Annotated in this window: 11 protein-coding genes and 1 pseudogene; 2 read left to right on the top strand and 10 right to left on the bottom strand. The window is 41.1% G+C overall.

The window, feature by feature from the left end:
- Window positions 1-15: 15 nt before the first annotated feature.
- The 3 genes from WBJ53_RS32895 to WBJ53_RS32885 form a co-directional block, all read right to left on the bottom strand.
- Window positions 16-1,719 (bottom strand): DUF262 domain-containing protein, encoded by a 1,704-nt coding sequence (locus WBJ53_RS32895; RefSeq protein ID WP_338877285.1) that lies wholly within the window; start codon window positions 1,717-1,719, stop codon window positions 16-18.
- 87 nt (window positions 1,720-1,806) lie between these two features.
- Window positions 1,807-3,099 (bottom strand): hypothetical protein, encoded by a 1,293-nt coding sequence (locus WBJ53_RS32890; RefSeq protein ID WP_338877284.1) that lies wholly within the window; start codon window positions 3,097-3,099, stop codon window positions 1,807-1,809.
- A 55-nt stretch (window positions 3,100-3,154) separates the two neighbouring features.
- Window positions 3,155-3,760 carry a master DNA invertase Mpi family serine-type recombinase gene (locus tag WBJ53_RS32885; RefSeq protein ID WP_338877283.1) on the bottom strand — a complete coding sequence of 202 codons (606 nt, stop codon included), beginning with the start codon at window positions 3,758-3,760 and terminating at the stop codon, window positions 3,155-3,157.
- Window positions 3,761-3,973: 213 nt separating this feature from the next.
- Here WBJ53_RS32885 and WBJ53_RS32880 point away from each other — a divergent pair, with 213 nt between their 5' ends.
- Complete coding sequence (locus WBJ53_RS32880; protein WP_338877282.1) at window positions 3,974-4,801, top strand: TaqI-like C-terminal specificity domain-containing protein; 828 nt, start codon at window positions 3,974-3,976, stop codon at window positions 4,799-4,801.
- Here WBJ53_RS32880 and WBJ53_RS32875 read toward each other — a convergent pair.
- The 4 genes from WBJ53_RS32875 to WBJ53_RS32860 form a co-directional block, all read right to left on the bottom strand.
- On the bottom strand, window positions 4,779-8,474 hold the full coding sequence (locus tag WBJ53_RS32875) for a TaqI-like C-terminal specificity domain-containing protein (RefSeq protein WP_338877281.1): 3,696 nt from the start codon (window positions 8,472-8,474) through the stop codon (window positions 4,779-4,781). The genes WBJ53_RS32880 and WBJ53_RS32875 overlap by 23 nt on opposite strands.
- A gap of 46 nt (window positions 8,475-8,520) precedes the next feature.
- Complete coding sequence (locus tag WBJ53_RS32870; protein ID WP_338877280.1) at window positions 8,521-11,817, bottom strand: helicase-related protein; 3,297 nt, start codon at window positions 11,815-11,817, stop codon at window positions 8,521-8,523.
- Window positions 11,818-11,925: 108 nt separating this feature from the next.
- Window positions 11,926-12,984 (bottom strand): nucleotidyl transferase AbiEii/AbiGii toxin family protein, encoded by a 1,059-nt coding sequence (locus WBJ53_RS32865; RefSeq protein WP_338877279.1) that lies wholly within the window; start codon window positions 12,982-12,984, stop codon window positions 11,926-11,928.
- Window positions 12,974-13,765: a DUF6577 family protein gene (locus WBJ53_RS32860; protein ID WP_338877278.1), complete on the bottom strand. Its 792-nt coding sequence runs from the start codon at window positions 13,763-13,765 to the stop codon at window positions 12,974-12,976. Before WBJ53_RS32860 ends, WBJ53_RS32865 begins: the two co-directional genes overlap by 11 nt.
- Before the next feature lie 542 nt (window positions 13,766-14,307).
- Between WBJ53_RS32860 and WBJ53_RS32855 the strand changes: the two are divergent.
- Window positions 14,308-14,466 (top strand): annotated as a pseudogene (locus WBJ53_RS32855) (IS3 family transposase); the annotation flags it as partial.
- Between the two features lie 2 nt (window positions 14,467-14,468).
- Here WBJ53_RS32855 and WBJ53_RS32850 read toward each other — a convergent pair.
- The 3 genes from WBJ53_RS32850 to WBJ53_RS32840 are packed head-to-tail and all read right to left on the bottom strand — an operon-like array spanning window position 14,469 to window position 17,609.
- A complete protein-coding gene (locus tag WBJ53_RS32850) occupies window positions 14,469-16,226 on the bottom strand; it encodes an SAVED domain-containing protein (RefSeq protein ID WP_338877277.1) in 1,758 nt (585 codons plus the stop codon).
- A gap of 4 nt (window positions 16,227-16,230) precedes the next feature.
- On the bottom strand, window positions 16,231-17,124 hold the full coding sequence (locus tag WBJ53_RS32845; RefSeq protein ID WP_338877276.1) for an AAA family ATPase: 894 nt from the start codon (window positions 17,122-17,124) through the stop codon (window positions 16,231-16,233).
- Window positions 17,118-17,609 (bottom strand): hypothetical protein, encoded by a 492-nt coding sequence (locus WBJ53_RS32840; RefSeq protein ID WP_338877275.1) that lies wholly within the window; start codon window positions 17,607-17,609, stop codon window positions 17,118-17,120. The genes WBJ53_RS32845 and WBJ53_RS32840 overlap by 7 nt, the downstream gene beginning before the upstream one ends.
- Window positions 17,610-17,611: the final 2 nt, after the last annotated feature.

Below are 17,611 nucleotides of genomic sequence, written 5' to 3'. Positions count from 1 at the left end.
GCTGAGTTATAATACCTAATCTTCCAACGTTTCAATTTCCTCATCTTCCTCTAATGCTTCAACCTGAATTTGATTGTCTGTTGTTTGTTGAATAAGCAGCGCATTTAGACAGTTGGATATCCTCTGGACGCGAGCGGCAAAAAATCGTTCATAATCATTATCAGTTATTCCAAATTCTTCTTGATTACCAATTAGATGGGTTTCTAATGTCTGGTTCATATACGCGTTGGCAGTACTGAAATCAGCTATGTACCCTGCAGGTGCTTTCGTGCGTATATCATTCTTATTTAAATAATCATCTACAATGGTAATGTTTGCTATATGGTTAGCCCGCCATGCATCAAACTCTGGGGTGTTTTTATGTAGAAAAGCTTTTGGGAAAAAATGGTGATAGTTTTTGGAAGTCGATTTACTAAGCCAGGCATTATCAATCCGAACCTCCAAATTTGTCTTAAACGAACGTGGATGTTGTTTTGCCAATAGGCACAAAATAGCTTTTATATAACTGCGGCTTGCACTAAACCAACCATCCCGAGTGATCGCATCGGGAGAAATATCAACCGACCATTCATAACGTGGCTGCTCATTAACTAGAATTTTATCGATCTTTTCTACGTCGCTGAGGAGTTTGTTTTCGACCGCTGATGAGTAGCGCGTACCTAAGGAGCAACGCCAGAAATAGTCTTCGATACGCCTGAGCATTTCACCATCTGGACGCATTGGATGACGATCAAAAAAGTAACAAAGCGGCACCAATAAAGCATTATAAGGCAGTAATTCAGATACGGTTACACCGTAATCACGCAAAAAGTCCACTGATAGTTTAAGACTTCTTACCATTCGTGGCCATGTTTCAATAAACTTATGCTTGTCAATTTCCAAAATCTGTTTTCTGGTACATCCTTTAACAGCCAACATGGAAACAGCCTGCAATACAGTCGCAGGAGCCAATGTGTCATACTGAGCTGGGCGAAGTTCGGCGAGTAATTGTTCGTATTGAACTGCCAGATCGAAGCCAACCGTGCTCGGATAGGCCAAATCAGGTGCCAAATATGTCTTAGCCACCATAATTTCGAATAATGACAACGCTTTACCCCCTACATTCAAGCGGGTAAAAACCTCTGTTGCTACCGAGATTGACGCGTTCTTAAGCAGAATAATATTAAATTGGTAGCCAGTTAGGAGATTCCGGTACTCATTTACTTTTGGGTGCAATTCAGGTGACATTTGTGTCATCCTTTGTAACAGCAATGTGAAATCGCCAGTCATCAATTCGTTAACCTTTATACAGAAAGATGGGTTACGATCCGTTAAATCAATGGTGACAATCTCTTTATCTGCTTCTGCCGTCAGATCAACATAAATACTGGAAAAGTCGTCCAGCCGTTTTTCATCCCGTACAATTTGTGTTCCCTTAATAGCAGCGAAGAAAGACGTAATACGCTGTTGACCATCAAGCACATAATTAACATACTCGTTTTTCCCTTGCATTGGTAGGGGGATGTTACCAACGTTACGAACTGCTCGTAATTCTTCATCAGTACGCCAGAAAATAAATGTTCCTATTGGGTAACCTTTCAACATACTATCTAACAATTGCGCTGATTGTCTTTTTTCCCAGACGAAGTTTCGTTGAAACTGTGGAATCTTAATTTGTCCTGACTCTATTTCCTGAATCAGTGTTGAATAGTTTTTAGAAAGGTTGTCAAGCGTGGCCATTTAAATGAAGATGTCGTTGAGGCTAAATATTTTATTTTTAATAGGTTTGGTTCCAAACATAGATGCTAATTTATCATGGGAATCTAATCATTTTCTGCTCTTAAAGACTTGCTCTGTTTCGCGTAGCTGTGTAAAGTCTTGATCTGTGATAAGTCCTTTAGTATTTAGTTCCTTCAAAAACTGTTCACTGTTCAAATCCTCCCAGGTCACATCGTAATAGCGCACGGAGAAGGTAATTTTTTCCATTTCCGCAGCTGGCTTGGGAAAGTTAATCTTTCGGATGATGTCTTCAGCGTAATCTTTTAAATACGTCAGGTAGTTTACATCATCGACAAACAAACGCAATTCATCGGGCGGATTATCAGTAAAAAAGTTCAGGAGTGTTTGTACAAAGCGATTTTTGGTCTGTTTAATTTCGGCCATAAGAAAGCTGGCTAACTCCTGCTTAGCACTAGCAACGGTTTGTTCTAGTGCAACAATCGCTTCAGTAAACGCTTTCTTTCGGCTAAGATTTAATACATTCTTGTTAGCCGTAATAATCTTGACTAAAAATTCTTCACGGGTCTTCTCTACGTTGTCCTTAAGCGTTAGCCATGATTTGGGCAGATTATCTTGCGTTTCCAAAATCTTCAACTTTGTTTCCAACGCATCTTTCAGCCGCTTATCCCGGACCGGCAGCACGTCTTTGGGTATATCCACACGCTTATAAGTGAGATTAGCGCCTTTGAACTCCAGCTCAACAAACTGAAATTTTGACGTATAGATCATAATCTGCCGTCGACGGTCGGGGTGTACGGGTGGGTTATCTGTCAAGTTCTTCTCCACCTCTTTAAAAATTACTGAGTTAAGTGGACAGGCCACCGATTCCCCAATACGAGTGTCCACTTCCGTCGTAAGCTGATTGATGTCAATCGGCGCATTCTGGACGGCCTGCTGTAGGTCCCGAATGCGCTGGGTAGCCTCGAACACGTTGCGAGGTGGGAAGAAATGCAGCAAGAGTTGTTGTTGCTGGACTGAATTCAGTTGAACAGCATTCGTGCCTGGTCCCTGCTCTTCGAGTGCTAAGCTCTGGTTAAACAGTAAGTAGCCGGCATTGTCGACGAGGACAAAAGAGACTCTGTTTCCAGGAACTTCCAAAACTTCACAGTTCCCCTGCTGGATTATTTGTATCGCCTTTAATTCTCCATAGCTGTTTCGGAACGATTCCTCAGCAGGATCAATAATGACTTTCACTTTAATACCTTGGTTTCTTAAGGTAACCAACACCTTTGCAATATCGGTTGAAATACCGGGTGCAGCATATATAAGTTGTTGCCGGGCAGTATTGAGAACATTTAGCAAACCAGGTTGCGTCAATGTGCTGATAAAAGGAGAGGTCAATGATTTAAGAGTTTAAATCTTTAGTGGCTTTTGAAGCTTGATTGCATTTCTACAATTATGCTGCTTTTATCTTATGCGTTTTAATATAAGCACTCAACGTCATACGATGTACACCTAAAATTCGACTAATACCGCATACGGATATTCGCTTTTCTAGCAGTTTTTTTATTTCCTCTTCCTTGCCCGTCAATTTCTGCGTTTTTGACTTTTTACCTTTAGGACGGCCCAATATCTTCCCTTCCGCCTTTCGACGAGCAAGGGCTTCTTTGGTACGCTGGGAGATTAGATTGCGCTCAATCTCGGCTGAAAGACCAAAAGCGAAGGCGAGGACTTTTGAGTTGATGTTATTACCTAATTCGTAGCGTTCCTTGGCAGTATAGATCAGGATTTCTTTCTCCATGCAATGATGCAGGATGTTCATGATCTGCATGAGGTTACGACCAAGGCGGGACAACTCGGTGACGATTAGGATATCTCCTCTGCGCAGGTAGTTCAATAGGCCGAACAGCTTTCGACTCTCTAGTTTCTCGGTTGAGCTTACCGTTTCTTCGGTCCAGGTGTCAACGATCCAGTTTCGTTCTTTAGAGAAACGTTCCAACTCAAAGCGTTGGTTTTCGGTGTTTTGGCGGTCTGTACTAACGCGGATATAGGCAAATAGCATCGTAGGGAATGTTAAGAAAAACTGAATATAGATTCTTTCCAATATAAACAGTGTTCAATCTGTAGATTCCCTTTAGTTATGCATAAATTGTTGAATTTATAGTGTGTCATAGTTTATGTATGCAATTCTTGAGCCGTTTGTCGGGTTAGCGTTTTCTTTCAGCTTAATGGGCAACCAACTGCGTTTACAAATTCAGAAACCGGTTGGGTAATTTTGTCTCCGGCTGAGACACGGATTAAGTGGAAGATAGAAGAATCAGGGAGACCTCTGAAAGAATGGGATATACAAATTAACTATGGCATCAAAACGGGGTTTAATGATGCTTTCATCATTAGTGGCCAAACTAAGGACGAGTTGATAAGAAGAGATGCAAATTCTGCTGAGTTAATACGTCCGGTTCTGCGAGGCCGGGATATTAAAAGATATAAAGCCAATTTTGAGGATTTATGGCTTATAAATACTCACAATGGCCAGCGTAGTTTAAAGCTTGATAGGATTAATGTTGAAAGAGATTACCCAGCTATTTTCGAGTACTTGAATCAGCAAAAATTTAAACCATTGATTGAGACACGTGAAGATCAGGGTAGTCATTGGACTAATTTACGTAATTGCGCCTATCTACTAGATTTAGAGAAGCCTAAGATTATATATCCAGAAATTACAAAGTTTCTCCCTTTTGTCTATGACGATAGCGGCTACTATCTGAATAATAAAACGTTTTTCATGGTTGGTACACATTTAAAATATCTTGTTGCCTTCTTTAATTCGACACTTTTTAAATCTGTTTACAAAACAAGCTTTCCAGATCTTGGGGAAGACAGACGTGAGCTACGAAAAGTCTTTTTTGAGCAGATTAAAGTAATAAAGCCGTCCGAAACACTTGAAAAAGAATTCTGTGCTTATGTTGATCAGATTCTTGCTCGTAAAGAGGAGAATTTGAACACAGCAGAGCTAGAAAACGAATTGGACCTGATTTTTTACGATATGTATGATCTTTCTAAAGAAGAAGTTACTGTAGTTAAATCTTCTTGGCCACTTTGAATAAATAGCTCTTTTCATCTAGTGTAAGTCCATATTTTTTAATGGCGATCTCAGCAGCTTCTTGCTCAATTTCATCAGTCAGACTTTTACTCAATGTTACCATACTTAAACTTGACGCTAGATCTCTACACAGTTTTAGCGTTTGTAAATCTGCAACTGGAATAGGTAGTTGCTCAAGAAAAATCCGTTTGTACTCGACGTATCCTCCCTCACGGCTATATCCTTGATTTTTCATGAAATAAGTCGTGACTGGTGAGTTTAACAAAATGAGCAGATATTCAATATCTTGGTTCTTAGATGTCAACAAATTACAAGGGGCTAGTATATAACTTCCTAGTTCGTCTAAACTGAAGGTGGCTTCAACGTTCAGATTACCCCATATTATCTTCCGTTTGGAAAAATCTTCAACATAATTTGCACCAAACCGTTGCATTGCATACCACTCATAACGTATACATGTTTCGGCAGGATTTCTCTCTAGTAATTGCTTTTTGTATCTCGATAAATGTTCATAAACCGCTGGATAGTGAAGCTTGAATTGCTGCTCTGCAACTAACGAATTACCATTGATTGACTCATCATTTTGTATTGGAAAATGCCAAGGTATATAAAGAAGCCATAAATCCTCAAAATTGGCTTTATATCTTTTAATATCCCGGCCTCGCAGAACCGGACGTATTATTTCAGCAGCTTCTGGACATTTTTGTAATAGCTGGTCTTTGATATTCCCGTTAATGATAAAAGCATCATTGTATCCGGTGAGTATACCACGGTAGATGTTAACATCCCATTCTTTTAGCGGCTTACCGACTTCTTCAATCTTGCGTTTGATGCGCGTTTCAGCAGGTGATAGAATAACCCAGCCAACCTCAGGCGAGCCAAGGGGGATCAATTGTGAATTAAGCTGAAAGAAAACGCTGATATTGGCTAGTTTCTCAAAGTCCCGTGTAATGACTGTTCCATACGTTTGCTTTTGATATGGAGCTTTTTCAATAATTAAAATATTTGTATCAACCGTTGCATCAAACACCTGGTAGCCGCCAAAGTCGATTAACTTGAGAGGGTTGCACTTATCGGTAAGGAATTTGCGTAACGCCTGGCCATAGCCTGCTTTCATCCACTTGTTCGATGTAATGAATGATAATACGCCATTTTTTCGGAGCGCATTCATGCCTGCTTCATAAAATAGGCAGTATAAATCACCAGTACGCACAAACGTTTGGTAGCCTTGTTTCTGAAGTTGATCAGTCACCTTACCTAACTTCTGTAACTGCACGTAAGGTGGGTTTCCTATCACCAGATCAAATCCATCTGTAATACCAAACATCCATTCAGCGTCGAAGAAACTGGCATGAGTATTTTGATCATAGGGGTTCCAAGCGGCAATTTGATCCGCAGTGGCCGTTTTCCAACCGCTCGCTTTTAGTAAATCAGCGATCTGATTACGAAGCTCGTTATCCTGGTCACGATACTTCTTCTTGGTCACAGCCGATCGAGCACGAAAGTGCTTATGGCGCACATCTTCTAAATCTTTTTCGAGTGCTTCCACTCGCAGATCACGAATCAATCCCCCCTGTCTCTCCAGACCAATTAGTGTATTAGCCGCCACAAATTTTGTTTCCAGATTAGGTAATGGCCGAATACCTAAATTAGGTTTAGCTGCATCAGGTTGTTGCTCAACTACTAATGATATGAAAAACCTTAGCTTACAGATTTGTACGGCGATGGGCTGAATATCCGCTCCGTACAAGCAGTTTTCAATTAAGAATAGCTTACGGCCATAATCATCTGTATTTTCATTAAACGTACGAATGATATCCTGAACTTGGCTTTGTAAGTCTGCAACTGGCCCCCCTCCCCCTTTACGTATAGCCTGCTCGATCTCCTTCATAACTGGACGAAGTTGCAGCTCCCTTAGATAATCGTTTTGCGGATCTAGCTTTCTGAGTAGATGCACCATACGTTGCAAAACTCCCATCGGAAACGCTCCAGAGCCACATGCTAGATCGAAAATTCGGCAGGCGCACAGTGTCTCGGTCAGTACACGTGATGTTTCGGAATCAAATGGATTGGCCTCTGAGTCGTACCGGAATAATTCCGTTAACTGTTCAATGGCTTCAGTTTCATCCATAACCACAGCTGTAGCCACCTCTGCCACCATGGAAAGCTGACCACGTTTGACTTCATTACCAAATAATTGGGTTTGCTTGCTACCTGGTTCAGCGTATGCCAACGGCCCTGCCTGTGTCAACTTGCGAGCCAATTGAACTTTTAGCCCCTCGTCAACCATGTACTCAACTACTTCGCGTGGCGTATAGAATGAGCCGGTCTGTTTGCGGGCGGTAGTCCGAGTTTCAGGGTTGTAACTGGCCAACAGGTTTTCGAATACTTTACCTAGCAGTTCAGGATCAAGTGCTACTTCAATTTCAGTTGGTGTATTTTCCTCAATGGTAAAATTGTAACTATTCAGGATGCGAATTAAACCCCGGACACGCACGGCTTTGCGCTTTTTATCATCGTAGATACTACTTAAGTCAACGACATCTTCGCCGAAAAAGAGAAAATCCGGTACGGCCAATCGCTCTTCATTGTCGCGTTTGTTAGAGAAGCAGTCGATACGTATCTCATTTGGCTCACCCACGTTCCGGTCAAGATTCTCGAACAAGCCACCGTTCAAAAATGGTACGGGTTGGGTCAACTCCAAAAAACGTTCTACATCCTGAAAGTAACGCTCATAGCGGTAAAACTCCTGTACACCATATTGACGGCTGATGAACTTGCGGTTGTCGCCCGTCATCTCTGTGTTTAAGGTAGCAAAGAATAGATTTTGTAGAATGGCTTTATAATAGGTACTGCCCGTTTTATCCCCTTCACCTGTAGACGTAAATAGTGTATCCTTATCAGGCCGAAACCCTTTAATCAGTTTGGCAATGACATCACGGTCAAACAAGTCATCTGGGATTAAGCCCCCATTTTGCTTTTTTTGCTTGAGAAACCAAACAAATATTAACCGAGTAATTAGCCGGATGGTATTAGTTGCATTACGTATATCAGTATTCGTTTCTGCGTCTTCAGGAAAACGTACGTGTTGCAGAGCCCAAAAGTACCAGTCTGACAATTCTCGGTAAAACTCTTTTGTCAGCGTCTCGACTGAAAAAGCTCGGCGCAAGTCATCAAGCAGAACACCTGTAGCCCGCCGTTGGGCTAATTCGTAAAATCGGTCGGCGGCAGTACGCGTATTTTTACCACGACCTAGTGCATACGTAAATCGTTTAGGTTCCGTTTTAAGCTCTTGCTGATTACCGCTGGCGTCGTAAGTAAATATTTCGGAGACATAGGAAAACCGCCATGTACCGTCATCACATATAAAGACGACCAGCGCCCCATCTACCAGCTTATACATTGATTTGAGTAACTGCCGTAGGCCAACCCGCCTACCTTCAATGCGAACACCGACTTTTAGCTGAACTTCAAACAAGCCAATCTGCCGGTTGTCGGTAGTCATAAAGGAACCTAGTTCAACAGCTTTATCGGCAAGTTCATTTGCAGGTAAAAAAACCGGTTCAGGATTTGTGTAGTATGTACCACTACCAAAAAGTTCACGGATAAAAGGTTGCCAGGTAGTACGGTCATAAGCCTTTTGCAGCAGGTTTAGGATAGCGTCTTTTGTCATCGTGGTGTGATAATAAGAATTGTCAGATTATCGATTTAGGCTTAAGTTACTTAGTAAAGGTTTCGGAGATGATGATTTCGGGTTCAGCAGAAAGCAGCTTCTGGGGTTTCTCGTCACCCTCCGGCTGCTCATCTGCTAAGTTGAGTTTACTAGTGTACTTTTCGGCAATTTTGATGACTGCCTGTTCAATGCCGGCTAGTTTACCTCGTTTCTGACTTTCCCGGCGTAACCGGTCAAGATCAATGGTTAAGTTAATATACGTTCCTTCGTCCAATAGTGGAATCAGTTTTCGGTAAGCTACTTCAAACTGGTCTGTCAGAGCGTGTGGATGTAATTGGCGTAAAAACGCCTTAGCATAATTCGTTCGTGCGTCTGCCTGCTCGCTAACAGGCGTCGGTTGTTGCTGCGCCTGCATGTCGGCATCGAACTTGCGAACTGTTCGGCTGATATGCTCAAAGTGAAATTCAGGTAGTGTCACTGATTCTTCATTCGCTTGTGCTTCAAATACCCGAACCGCTTCCTCGAACGTTAACTCACGGATATGGTTGTTATCTGTTAAGTACAGTTCTTTTTTAAAGTCATTTTGTACAAAGCAGATTGATGAACCAGCGTATGACTCGTCATTGGTTTTGGGACGCCTACCTGTACGAGCTTTGCGTGGAAGCTTTTTAATGCGCCGAAACTCATCCGGTTGGTCAGCTCTAAATTTGCGAATAAACTCTAAGTATTCTAAGCGAATATCCCGCTGCTCACCAACCTGATTAAATAACCGGAATTGCTCAATGATCTCCTCTAATGTATATACACGAGCATCTTCGCCGAAGACAGTATGGAACCCCTGTAATTTCAGGTACGACTTTTTATACAGTTCAATCATACCATCACCCTGCGCTGATGGGTAGAAATTGTAGTTATAGATCGTCGGGGCTTTCGAACCAATTCGATTCACCCGGCCGATACGTTGCATTAACCGGGTTGCATTCCAAGGCGTATCATAATTAACAATCACGTTAGAGCGGTGTAGGTTGACGCCTTCGGCCAACACTTCTGTCGTGACAATTATATTGTAATCGTTCTTGAATGACCGGTCGTAATTAGCGTCAAAATTTTCCAAGATGCATTCAAAAAGCGCTTTGCGATTTTCGGCCGAAACGGCTAGCATATCCGTAAAACCTGCCTCCCGCATCCGTCGTACTAGATAGTCTGATGTATCCTTAGACTCAGAAAAGACGACTAATTTCTTCTCCCGGTTTCGTGGCTGAGCAAACAATTCGTTTTCTAGTAAATATCGAAATTTATCCCATTTAGGATCTTCTTCAACTTGCTCCCAAGCCTCACAGAGGTGGGTTAGAATTGTTAAATCCTGTTGTAAGCCTTCAGCAAATGTGGGTTTAAAATCGGAACTGTTGAAAACACGGTTTCCGGGTTTGGTGTCTGACAGCTCCAGTACAGCTTCTTCGATCTCTTCCTCATCTAACCCTTTTTCTAGTAAGTAATTAATGTCTAGGTCGGGTGAAATGAATACCTTACCATTTTGGTAGGCTTGAAGCATAAACTTTGTTGCCGAATGGAACGTCCCTAAAGACTGTTTGAAAGCATAAAAGCTACTTTCTAAACGTTTTACAAAGCGCGTTCGCATGATACCCGCTAATCCAAACGCGGACTGTTCACGGTACAGCGGATAGTATTCTTCGCGGACTCTATCCTCAAGCTGGGTAATGGCTTGGTAACGCATGTATTGAATCTGATCGGCGTCAGTCAAGCATAAGATAGTCGTGTAAAATAACTGCTCCAGCGCTGGACTCATCTGGTATTGAATCGCGACTGGGTCGGCCATGTCAGGAAATCGGATACCCTGATCGTCCAAATCCTGTCGATACCGCTCTGTACCCGTCAGATCAGCACGCGTTCGACGAATCGTGATCGGCTTCACAATCCGTTCGCGTATGTCAGTATATAACGTACGCAGTCGATCCATGTCGGGCGGGTCAGTACGCTGAATATGTCGGTATTCATCAAATGCGCGACCGAAATAGCGTTGCAGGTTTGTCTCGGGTAACGTGGAACGGCGGATGTTCTGGAATAATGACAACAAGTAGTACAGGTCACGAGGATGGTTATTGAGGGGCGTTGCCGAAATAAGCACGACCTTTTTCTGGTTCCCCTCAATTATGCCATTCGTTAATCGTCCGGCCTTGCAGATGATTTGTAGATTTTGGAACGCCTGGGACTGGTGATTTCGAAAGCGGTGGGCTTCATCGACAAGCACTAAATCATACTCCTCTTTCGTCCAATAATTAATATCTTCTTTAATTATTTTGTCTAAGCTACCATTGCTAACAAACTTGGCATAACGGTCGATACCAAACTGTTTGAAGGTACGTTTCCAGCTTTTTTCAAGCGCAGGCGGGTAAATCACTAGAATCTTCGTATGAGCGGTACCATTGGCGATAATAAAACGCTTTGCCAACATAGTCGCCATAACCGTTTTTCCTGTTCCAACAACATCTGCCAGAATGAATCCATTATGGTCCATTAGCATCTGGTATCCTTCGTTAACGGCATCTACCTGATAAGACAGCTTTTTAAATGAGCTGGGCACATCGCCCACCGTTTCGGGATCATACTCGATATTCCGTCCGAAGTATTCTATTAGAAATTTGATGTACAGTTCAAACGGCTTGAACTCCTTATCAAGGTGACTTTTATCCTTGATTTGAGTTAAGTCAGCAGGTAGGATAGGGGTAGACTCTTTCCAGAGTTCTTGAAACTCGTTTTCAGCAAAACTGACATCGGTAAATTCCCGAAGTTCTACGTTGAATTCGTAATTATGATAGTATTTACCGCTACCTAAACCGGCATCCGTCAAATTTGACGAGCCAGTGATCACACGACCGTCGGTGTGCTCATTAAAGCCCTGTGGTAAAAACACATAAATTTTAGAATGTAGCTTCTGAGATTTGTGCGCCCGAAGTTCGATTTTTTTGTCCATCACGTCTTGCATAAACGTCAGGACACCTTGCTCCACTTCTTTAGCGTAACGGGCTTCTTTAATATCCTGCTGCATCCATTTGACAAACTCGTCACGTGTTTTCTCGTCATTGCCATCGAATAGCAGTCCCCGGCGTTGCGCGTCAGCGGATAGTTTATCAACGTTTATACCCACCAGGATTTTAACCTCAGGTATCTTGAGCAGGTATTCTCGTATGGCAAAATAGCCCGACGCCCGAAAATACCCAACCACGGCGTGGAAAGCGTAAAGATTGACTAGATTGGTAAAGACGCCTTCAAACTTCGTGAGTAAACTATTGCCGTTACGATTAGTAAAAAACTTAGAGGACATATAGACGCGACCTTATTCAGGGAAGGAAATACAAATACGAAAACAAACGAGAATTCTGCAACCATTGCGTATCTTATATATTTTATAAGAGGGTTACCATTATATTTCTTAGGAGATTCCGACTAATTGTAACGCTTGGTACCAGTAGAAAAAAGCTTCTGGTTGCGTCTTTTTCAGTTTATTCAACCGATTAAAGGCAGTATCGGTGATTATCCAACCAGCTATTTCTTCCGGTTTTATATATCGACGAATAGTTGTTTGATTTGTTTTTAGCAGTTGACTCAAATAAGCCGCTTTGGCACCTGCCACAATAGCATCTTCTGCCGTAAATCCCCCAATCACAAAATTTTTTAGTCGTTGAATACCTCCTAGTAGAATGGTATAGTATTCATTTTTCATATCTCGCTGAGCTAAAATCAACGATGTCTGGAAGATATCATCTAACACGTCATCAGATCCAATTTCTAATTGGCGGAATCTAATTTCTTCCTCAGCTATTTCCTTGAAGGACAGCCTGATAGCCTCCATATCGGTAGCGACATCAAATAAGTGTGCTACGTCAAACAATTGTTTGACGATTTCGGCGGGGCGTTCCTTACTATAAAGAATGCCTGTAGTGTTTGGAGCAAACGCGGTCAATTTGTCTCCGAGTAGGCTATCGGTCTCTGGCAAACGAATTATGGTAAGGGGTTCTTCTGTACTGAGCCAAGTGTGACGGATGGGTTTCTCAGTGATTGAAACGTAATTAGGTTCTGTATAGAGAATATCCAGAAGAATCGGCTCCTCTGGAAGTTGAGGATCTACTTGACTAACATAATAGAATTTATAATGTCCGACAGGTACATCGGAATGCCTTGCACGCCCCGAATCATCTTGCCAACGCGTAAATGCACCTGTCTGAACAATGGCCTCAAAGCGTTGTAGCAAATCTTCCGGTTTATTCGGCATTACTATATCAATATCAATCGAAAACCGGCGTGGCTGCTCAAAATGAAGAATTAATGAAGTACCTCCTTTGAATACAAAATTCAACTGCTGGTGTTGTAGCTGTTCTAATAAGCTTAAAGCTCTCACCACCTTTTCAAGAAGTTTTAAATCAACTGTTTTAGAAAATTGTCTGGCGATTGCTTGTAGCCATTCTCTTGTAAAAGATTCCTCAAGAATCATACGGTTGATAGTTAGGTGGGAGTTGAAAAAGAAAATAATCGACTTTTTCGATCTTATTACGTCGGCGTGCGTAGCGTCTGAGCTTATCTCGGTTAATCACATATTTTTCGAAAGCAGACCTTATGATATATGCTAGTTCTTCCTGAAAAGCATAGAATAGGTCTTGGTCGGCGATTATGTCCACTATAATTTTTTCTAAGGAAGCTGTTTTATACTGCTTTTCCTGCTGAAGAGGTGCTTCACCGACAAGTGGTCTAATAATAATAGGGTTGTTAGTGCTTACTATATGATGGCTGAGTGTCATCCAATCCTCGTAGAAATAGATACTCCCTAAATTGTGCTCAGAAATGGCCCCTCTATTTTGCAACAAATTATGTGTAGAAGAAACTGCAACCCTTTCAACTTCAACTAGTTGAATAAAATTCATTGGCTGCTGAATCATAAAATCAGCTAATACTCGGGTGTCCCAAACGCAATAGTCAGTGTATGGTAGTTCAGCTTTTATCTGATCGCCTATCCAACGCAAATCTTTAGGTAAACTCGGCGAAAACTGACGACGAGTATTAAGAGCATAGTATCCCCATCCTGTTCTTATCAATACACCATCCCGGGCCAACTCATGCAGCCGCCAATCTAGGGTTGACTGTTTAGCATCAGCATAGAATAATTTTAAGAAGTCAATTAGTTGCTCTTTGGGTATAGCAGCTTGATCACGAAATCGTGATTTTAAATTTTCGACTAAGCTTTCTTTATCCACTACTCTATTTCCATCTATTTCCAAATTTTGGCAAAAGTACCGATTATTTGCCAAAATTTGGTCTCATTTTCTTGAACCGCTGAGTAAGCTAGAATTACATGCGATAGTACTTATTACACTACAATGAAGTGGAATAATACTTCAAAGGTGAAGTAAATGGTCTTACTATTCAGACGTTTACGAAAGTGGAGCTGCTACAATTTGACTAGACATTAAGTTAGGGGCGATCTAACTTAGTGGACCATGAAATCAATGAGACAGTACGCCCGCAACGTCGGACCGTGAAGAATTCAAAAAGATGGCCGTGAAGCTTTCAGAGGCAAAAGGTTCTTTAAAACAACCGCTGAAGAGTTAGGCATAAACCCACAAATTCTAACCAGATGGCGTAGAGAATGAGTGGTGACTCCTAGTACTCCAGCCATTAGACGGGCCCAGGTAAGCCAAGAGCAACAAGAAATAATACGCCTGAAAAAGGAGCTTAAACAGGCCGAATTAGATCGGATCGATTTCTATGATTCAAGTCGGAGTTGGTGTGTCAGCTGGATTTTCAAACGCAAGCCTTAGCTAAACAGGCTGTTTTTGAATATATTAAAGTCTGATACAATTGTCAACGGAGGCATTCGGCGCTAGGCTATCTTTCCCCTTTTGAGTATTATATGGGCAATTACAAAATGTTGCTTAAATATTTGTCCAGTGTTTTGTTGCAAATGCAGAAGTATTCCTAAATTCATTGAGAATCCCTCAACCCTCTTAGCACTTCTTTAATTAAGTCACCATTCATTTTTTTTATCCCATCAATTAAACTTTCTATAGGGATAGGGGAAGAACTACCATGCCGAGACACTAAATTGTCTTTAAACAAAGCAATTTCAAAATGAGCTGCATTTTTCCTGTTTAGGTCGTAATAAAAACGGTTGTTTAATTCTTTAGTTTTTAACCCATTTATTTCAATTACTGGCTTCTCTTCTAAAATTTGGATAATCGAATCGAGCGTTTTGCCTTCCTTCTCAATCCGAACATATTGCCAATACCAGATCAAATAGCGATTTAAACGCCTGATTTGGATTTCTTCCAGGTTACTACCTCTATCATCAAAAGACCACATTGTTTCGGTGGCAACATCAATGCTATCTAGAAAAAATGTTTTAATATTTCCAATTTCACTAACCTTTGATGAGTACCCAAACTCATTCATTATGCCATATGCATCAGCTTGATAATCAGCCGTTTCAAGGACTTTGGGAAAGCTACCAATATCCGTTGAATTTGCTGTTGTCAATCTATGTTTTTCGTAGTGTAGAGCTTCATGGAAAATAAAAAGACGAATGGCTTTCTTTATTTTATCCTCATTCTGAAGTCGATTATGTAAAGCGATGAAGAAACTGTCATCTACGAACCATTTATTGTTTTTCCAGTAAAATCCATCGTTTATTGCTGTTTGCTTAAAATCGAACGAATCATCTAGTAAACTACTAGTAGAAATAGGTGGTAAATCTTTCCAGAATCGATCTGCCATGATACCATCGGCCAAGTCAGGCATAATACCTAAATACCACGCTCTACCCCGTGAATCAGTCACATTTGATTTTAAAAAGCTCTTTACATTCGTTTCAAGCTCGTTTTGGGATAACGTTCTCAACTGAAGGGCAATCGCGCGTTCTTCTTCAGTAATTTTGATAGTATCTTCTATAATACCTTTTATCAGAACAGACTTTGCGTACTTAACCTTTTCAGTAGTAGAATACTGATAGGTTTGAACGTATGGATGAATGTTAGGGCTAATTTTTGTTCCAATAAAGAACGCTAATCCGGTAGGGATAGATGCAAATAAATGAACGACTTCAAGGGCACTTTCATTATCAGCAATTTTATCTAACACGCGCTTAAATTCTTCGCCAATTTGAAGCATTTTATCTTTCGTAGAAATAGCATCTTCATCTGGCTCTGTTAATAAAATATCAATTTCAGCAGCGTTTTCAAGTATTTCTTGGGTATCACCTGTTTTAACCCGATGTGATACACTTAAACGGATCAAAAGATTATTTAACCCCTTTTGTTTTTGATCCGGCACATTAACCGTTTGTAAGTCAAAATTTTGGTTAGGTTCATGGTCAATATTCTGATACCAAACCTTGTGAACATGATGCCATTGAAAAATTTCAATATTCCTAAAATTATGAAATTGCTGCCCTAAATCAATAGCTAATGGAATTGGCGCAAACCCAAAATAAAGTATTTTATATTCTGGGTATTCACGAAGTTTAGGTTCAATTACTTCAGTGAAATATTTTCGTTGCGTCAAAGCTATTTGCACTTGTGGCGCATCATATAGTTCATTGAGTCGTAGCGATTTGGGAGCAACAGTTATAAACTGCCTATCTAGTTTTTCCCACGTTTCGGGTAAGGCTTTTATACAGTCGTCGTTGCTTATAGCATGAAAAAATTCATGCTTGATAATCAGTAAACCCTTTGGTGTGGTCTCCATTAGTCTATTTATTTAGCTGGTCTAGTAACGGGGTAGGTGTTAATTTGCTTAGAACTTCCGTCAGTATGTGGATGTCAAATTGTACGTCTCTCTCAATCGCACTGAAAATGGCTTGTTTACCAGCTCTATGAATCAAGTCAGAAAAACTAAACGGAATACGATTTGTCGCTACATCAACTAATTTTTTGAAATCATCTTCGGTGTATGTAGTTCCTAACAACAGCCATCGTAAAACTTCAATCAGTTTATTGCCAGTGGGTCGCTCAAAGACTAAGTGCAGGCTGGTCCGTCTTCTGATGGCAGGGTCTAAAACTGTGACACGGTTTGTGATCATAATGACCACTATCGATTTTTTACTACGTTTAATTCCGTCAAGTTGTTTTATAAGTACATTTAAACCAGCCCGATCTTCATGATGGGCTTGGTTTTGGGACCTACTAGTTGCGATATCATCCGCTTCATCAATAATTAGTAGGCCTACTTCTTCGTGTCTTAGTTGGGACTTAACAAACTCAAAGGCTTCGGTAATTCGGTTTGATATTTCTCCTACCATTCCACTCCCTCGGATATTAGACGGTGTTTCGAATACTTTCACTGGCCGACCTAACGAAAGTGCCAACGGTGTACCAATGGTTTGAGCAAGCGCAGTTTTTCCACAGCCTACTTCGCCAGAAAGGATTACTAATGGAGTTCCTGTATCTAAATGGAGCAGCAAAGAAATACCTTCATTATGATGCTTTTGCGCCCACTTATCAATTCTTTTACTATCTAATAAGAAAGTCAAGTTTTTCAGTAACTCCGTCTTTTGTTCATCAATACCGATAAGTTGATGATAAGATATTTCTGCGTCCTGATCAGGATGCTTTATTTCAGTTAGTGTTAATGCTGTTGTTACCATTTGCCTACGATTGATTGTTGAACGCCATACCCTTCCTTCGAATACGATTTCAAGTATTCATGAGCCCCAGTGAGTGCTTGGCCAGTACCCCAACCCCAATCATTCAATTGCCGATCTACTTCCTGAATTGAGGATGAAGACCGATCAATGTCTACCAGTAGGGTCACACGTGTATTGCTGGGTAATCCCCAAAAATCTAGGCCACCTGAAGCGGCATCTCCGCTTATCGATGAATCCGATTTTAATTCATAATGTAATCCACCAACTTCGGTCCCATCTGGCTTAAAGAATTGTAATTGAAAGTACCTAAGTGCTTTTTTATTCATCAGATACAATAAATCTCGTCTGATTTGGTCGGCACGTTCTTTTGTAATCAGGCCAGCTAAGTAGAGATTTAAAGTATCTTCATACACTTTTCCCATTACATAGTTAGCTCGTGACTCTGTATACGTATTTGTGTCGCTTTGAGAATAAGTTCCTACCATGT

It is taken from the genome of Spirosoma sp. SC4-14, from assembly GCF_037201965.1.
GTDB lineage: Bacteria > Bacteroidota > Bacteroidia > Cytophagales > Spirosomataceae > Spirosoma.
The sequence above is the reverse complement of the archived record's forward strand: the minus strand, read 5'-3'. Positions and strand labels throughout refer to the sequence as shown.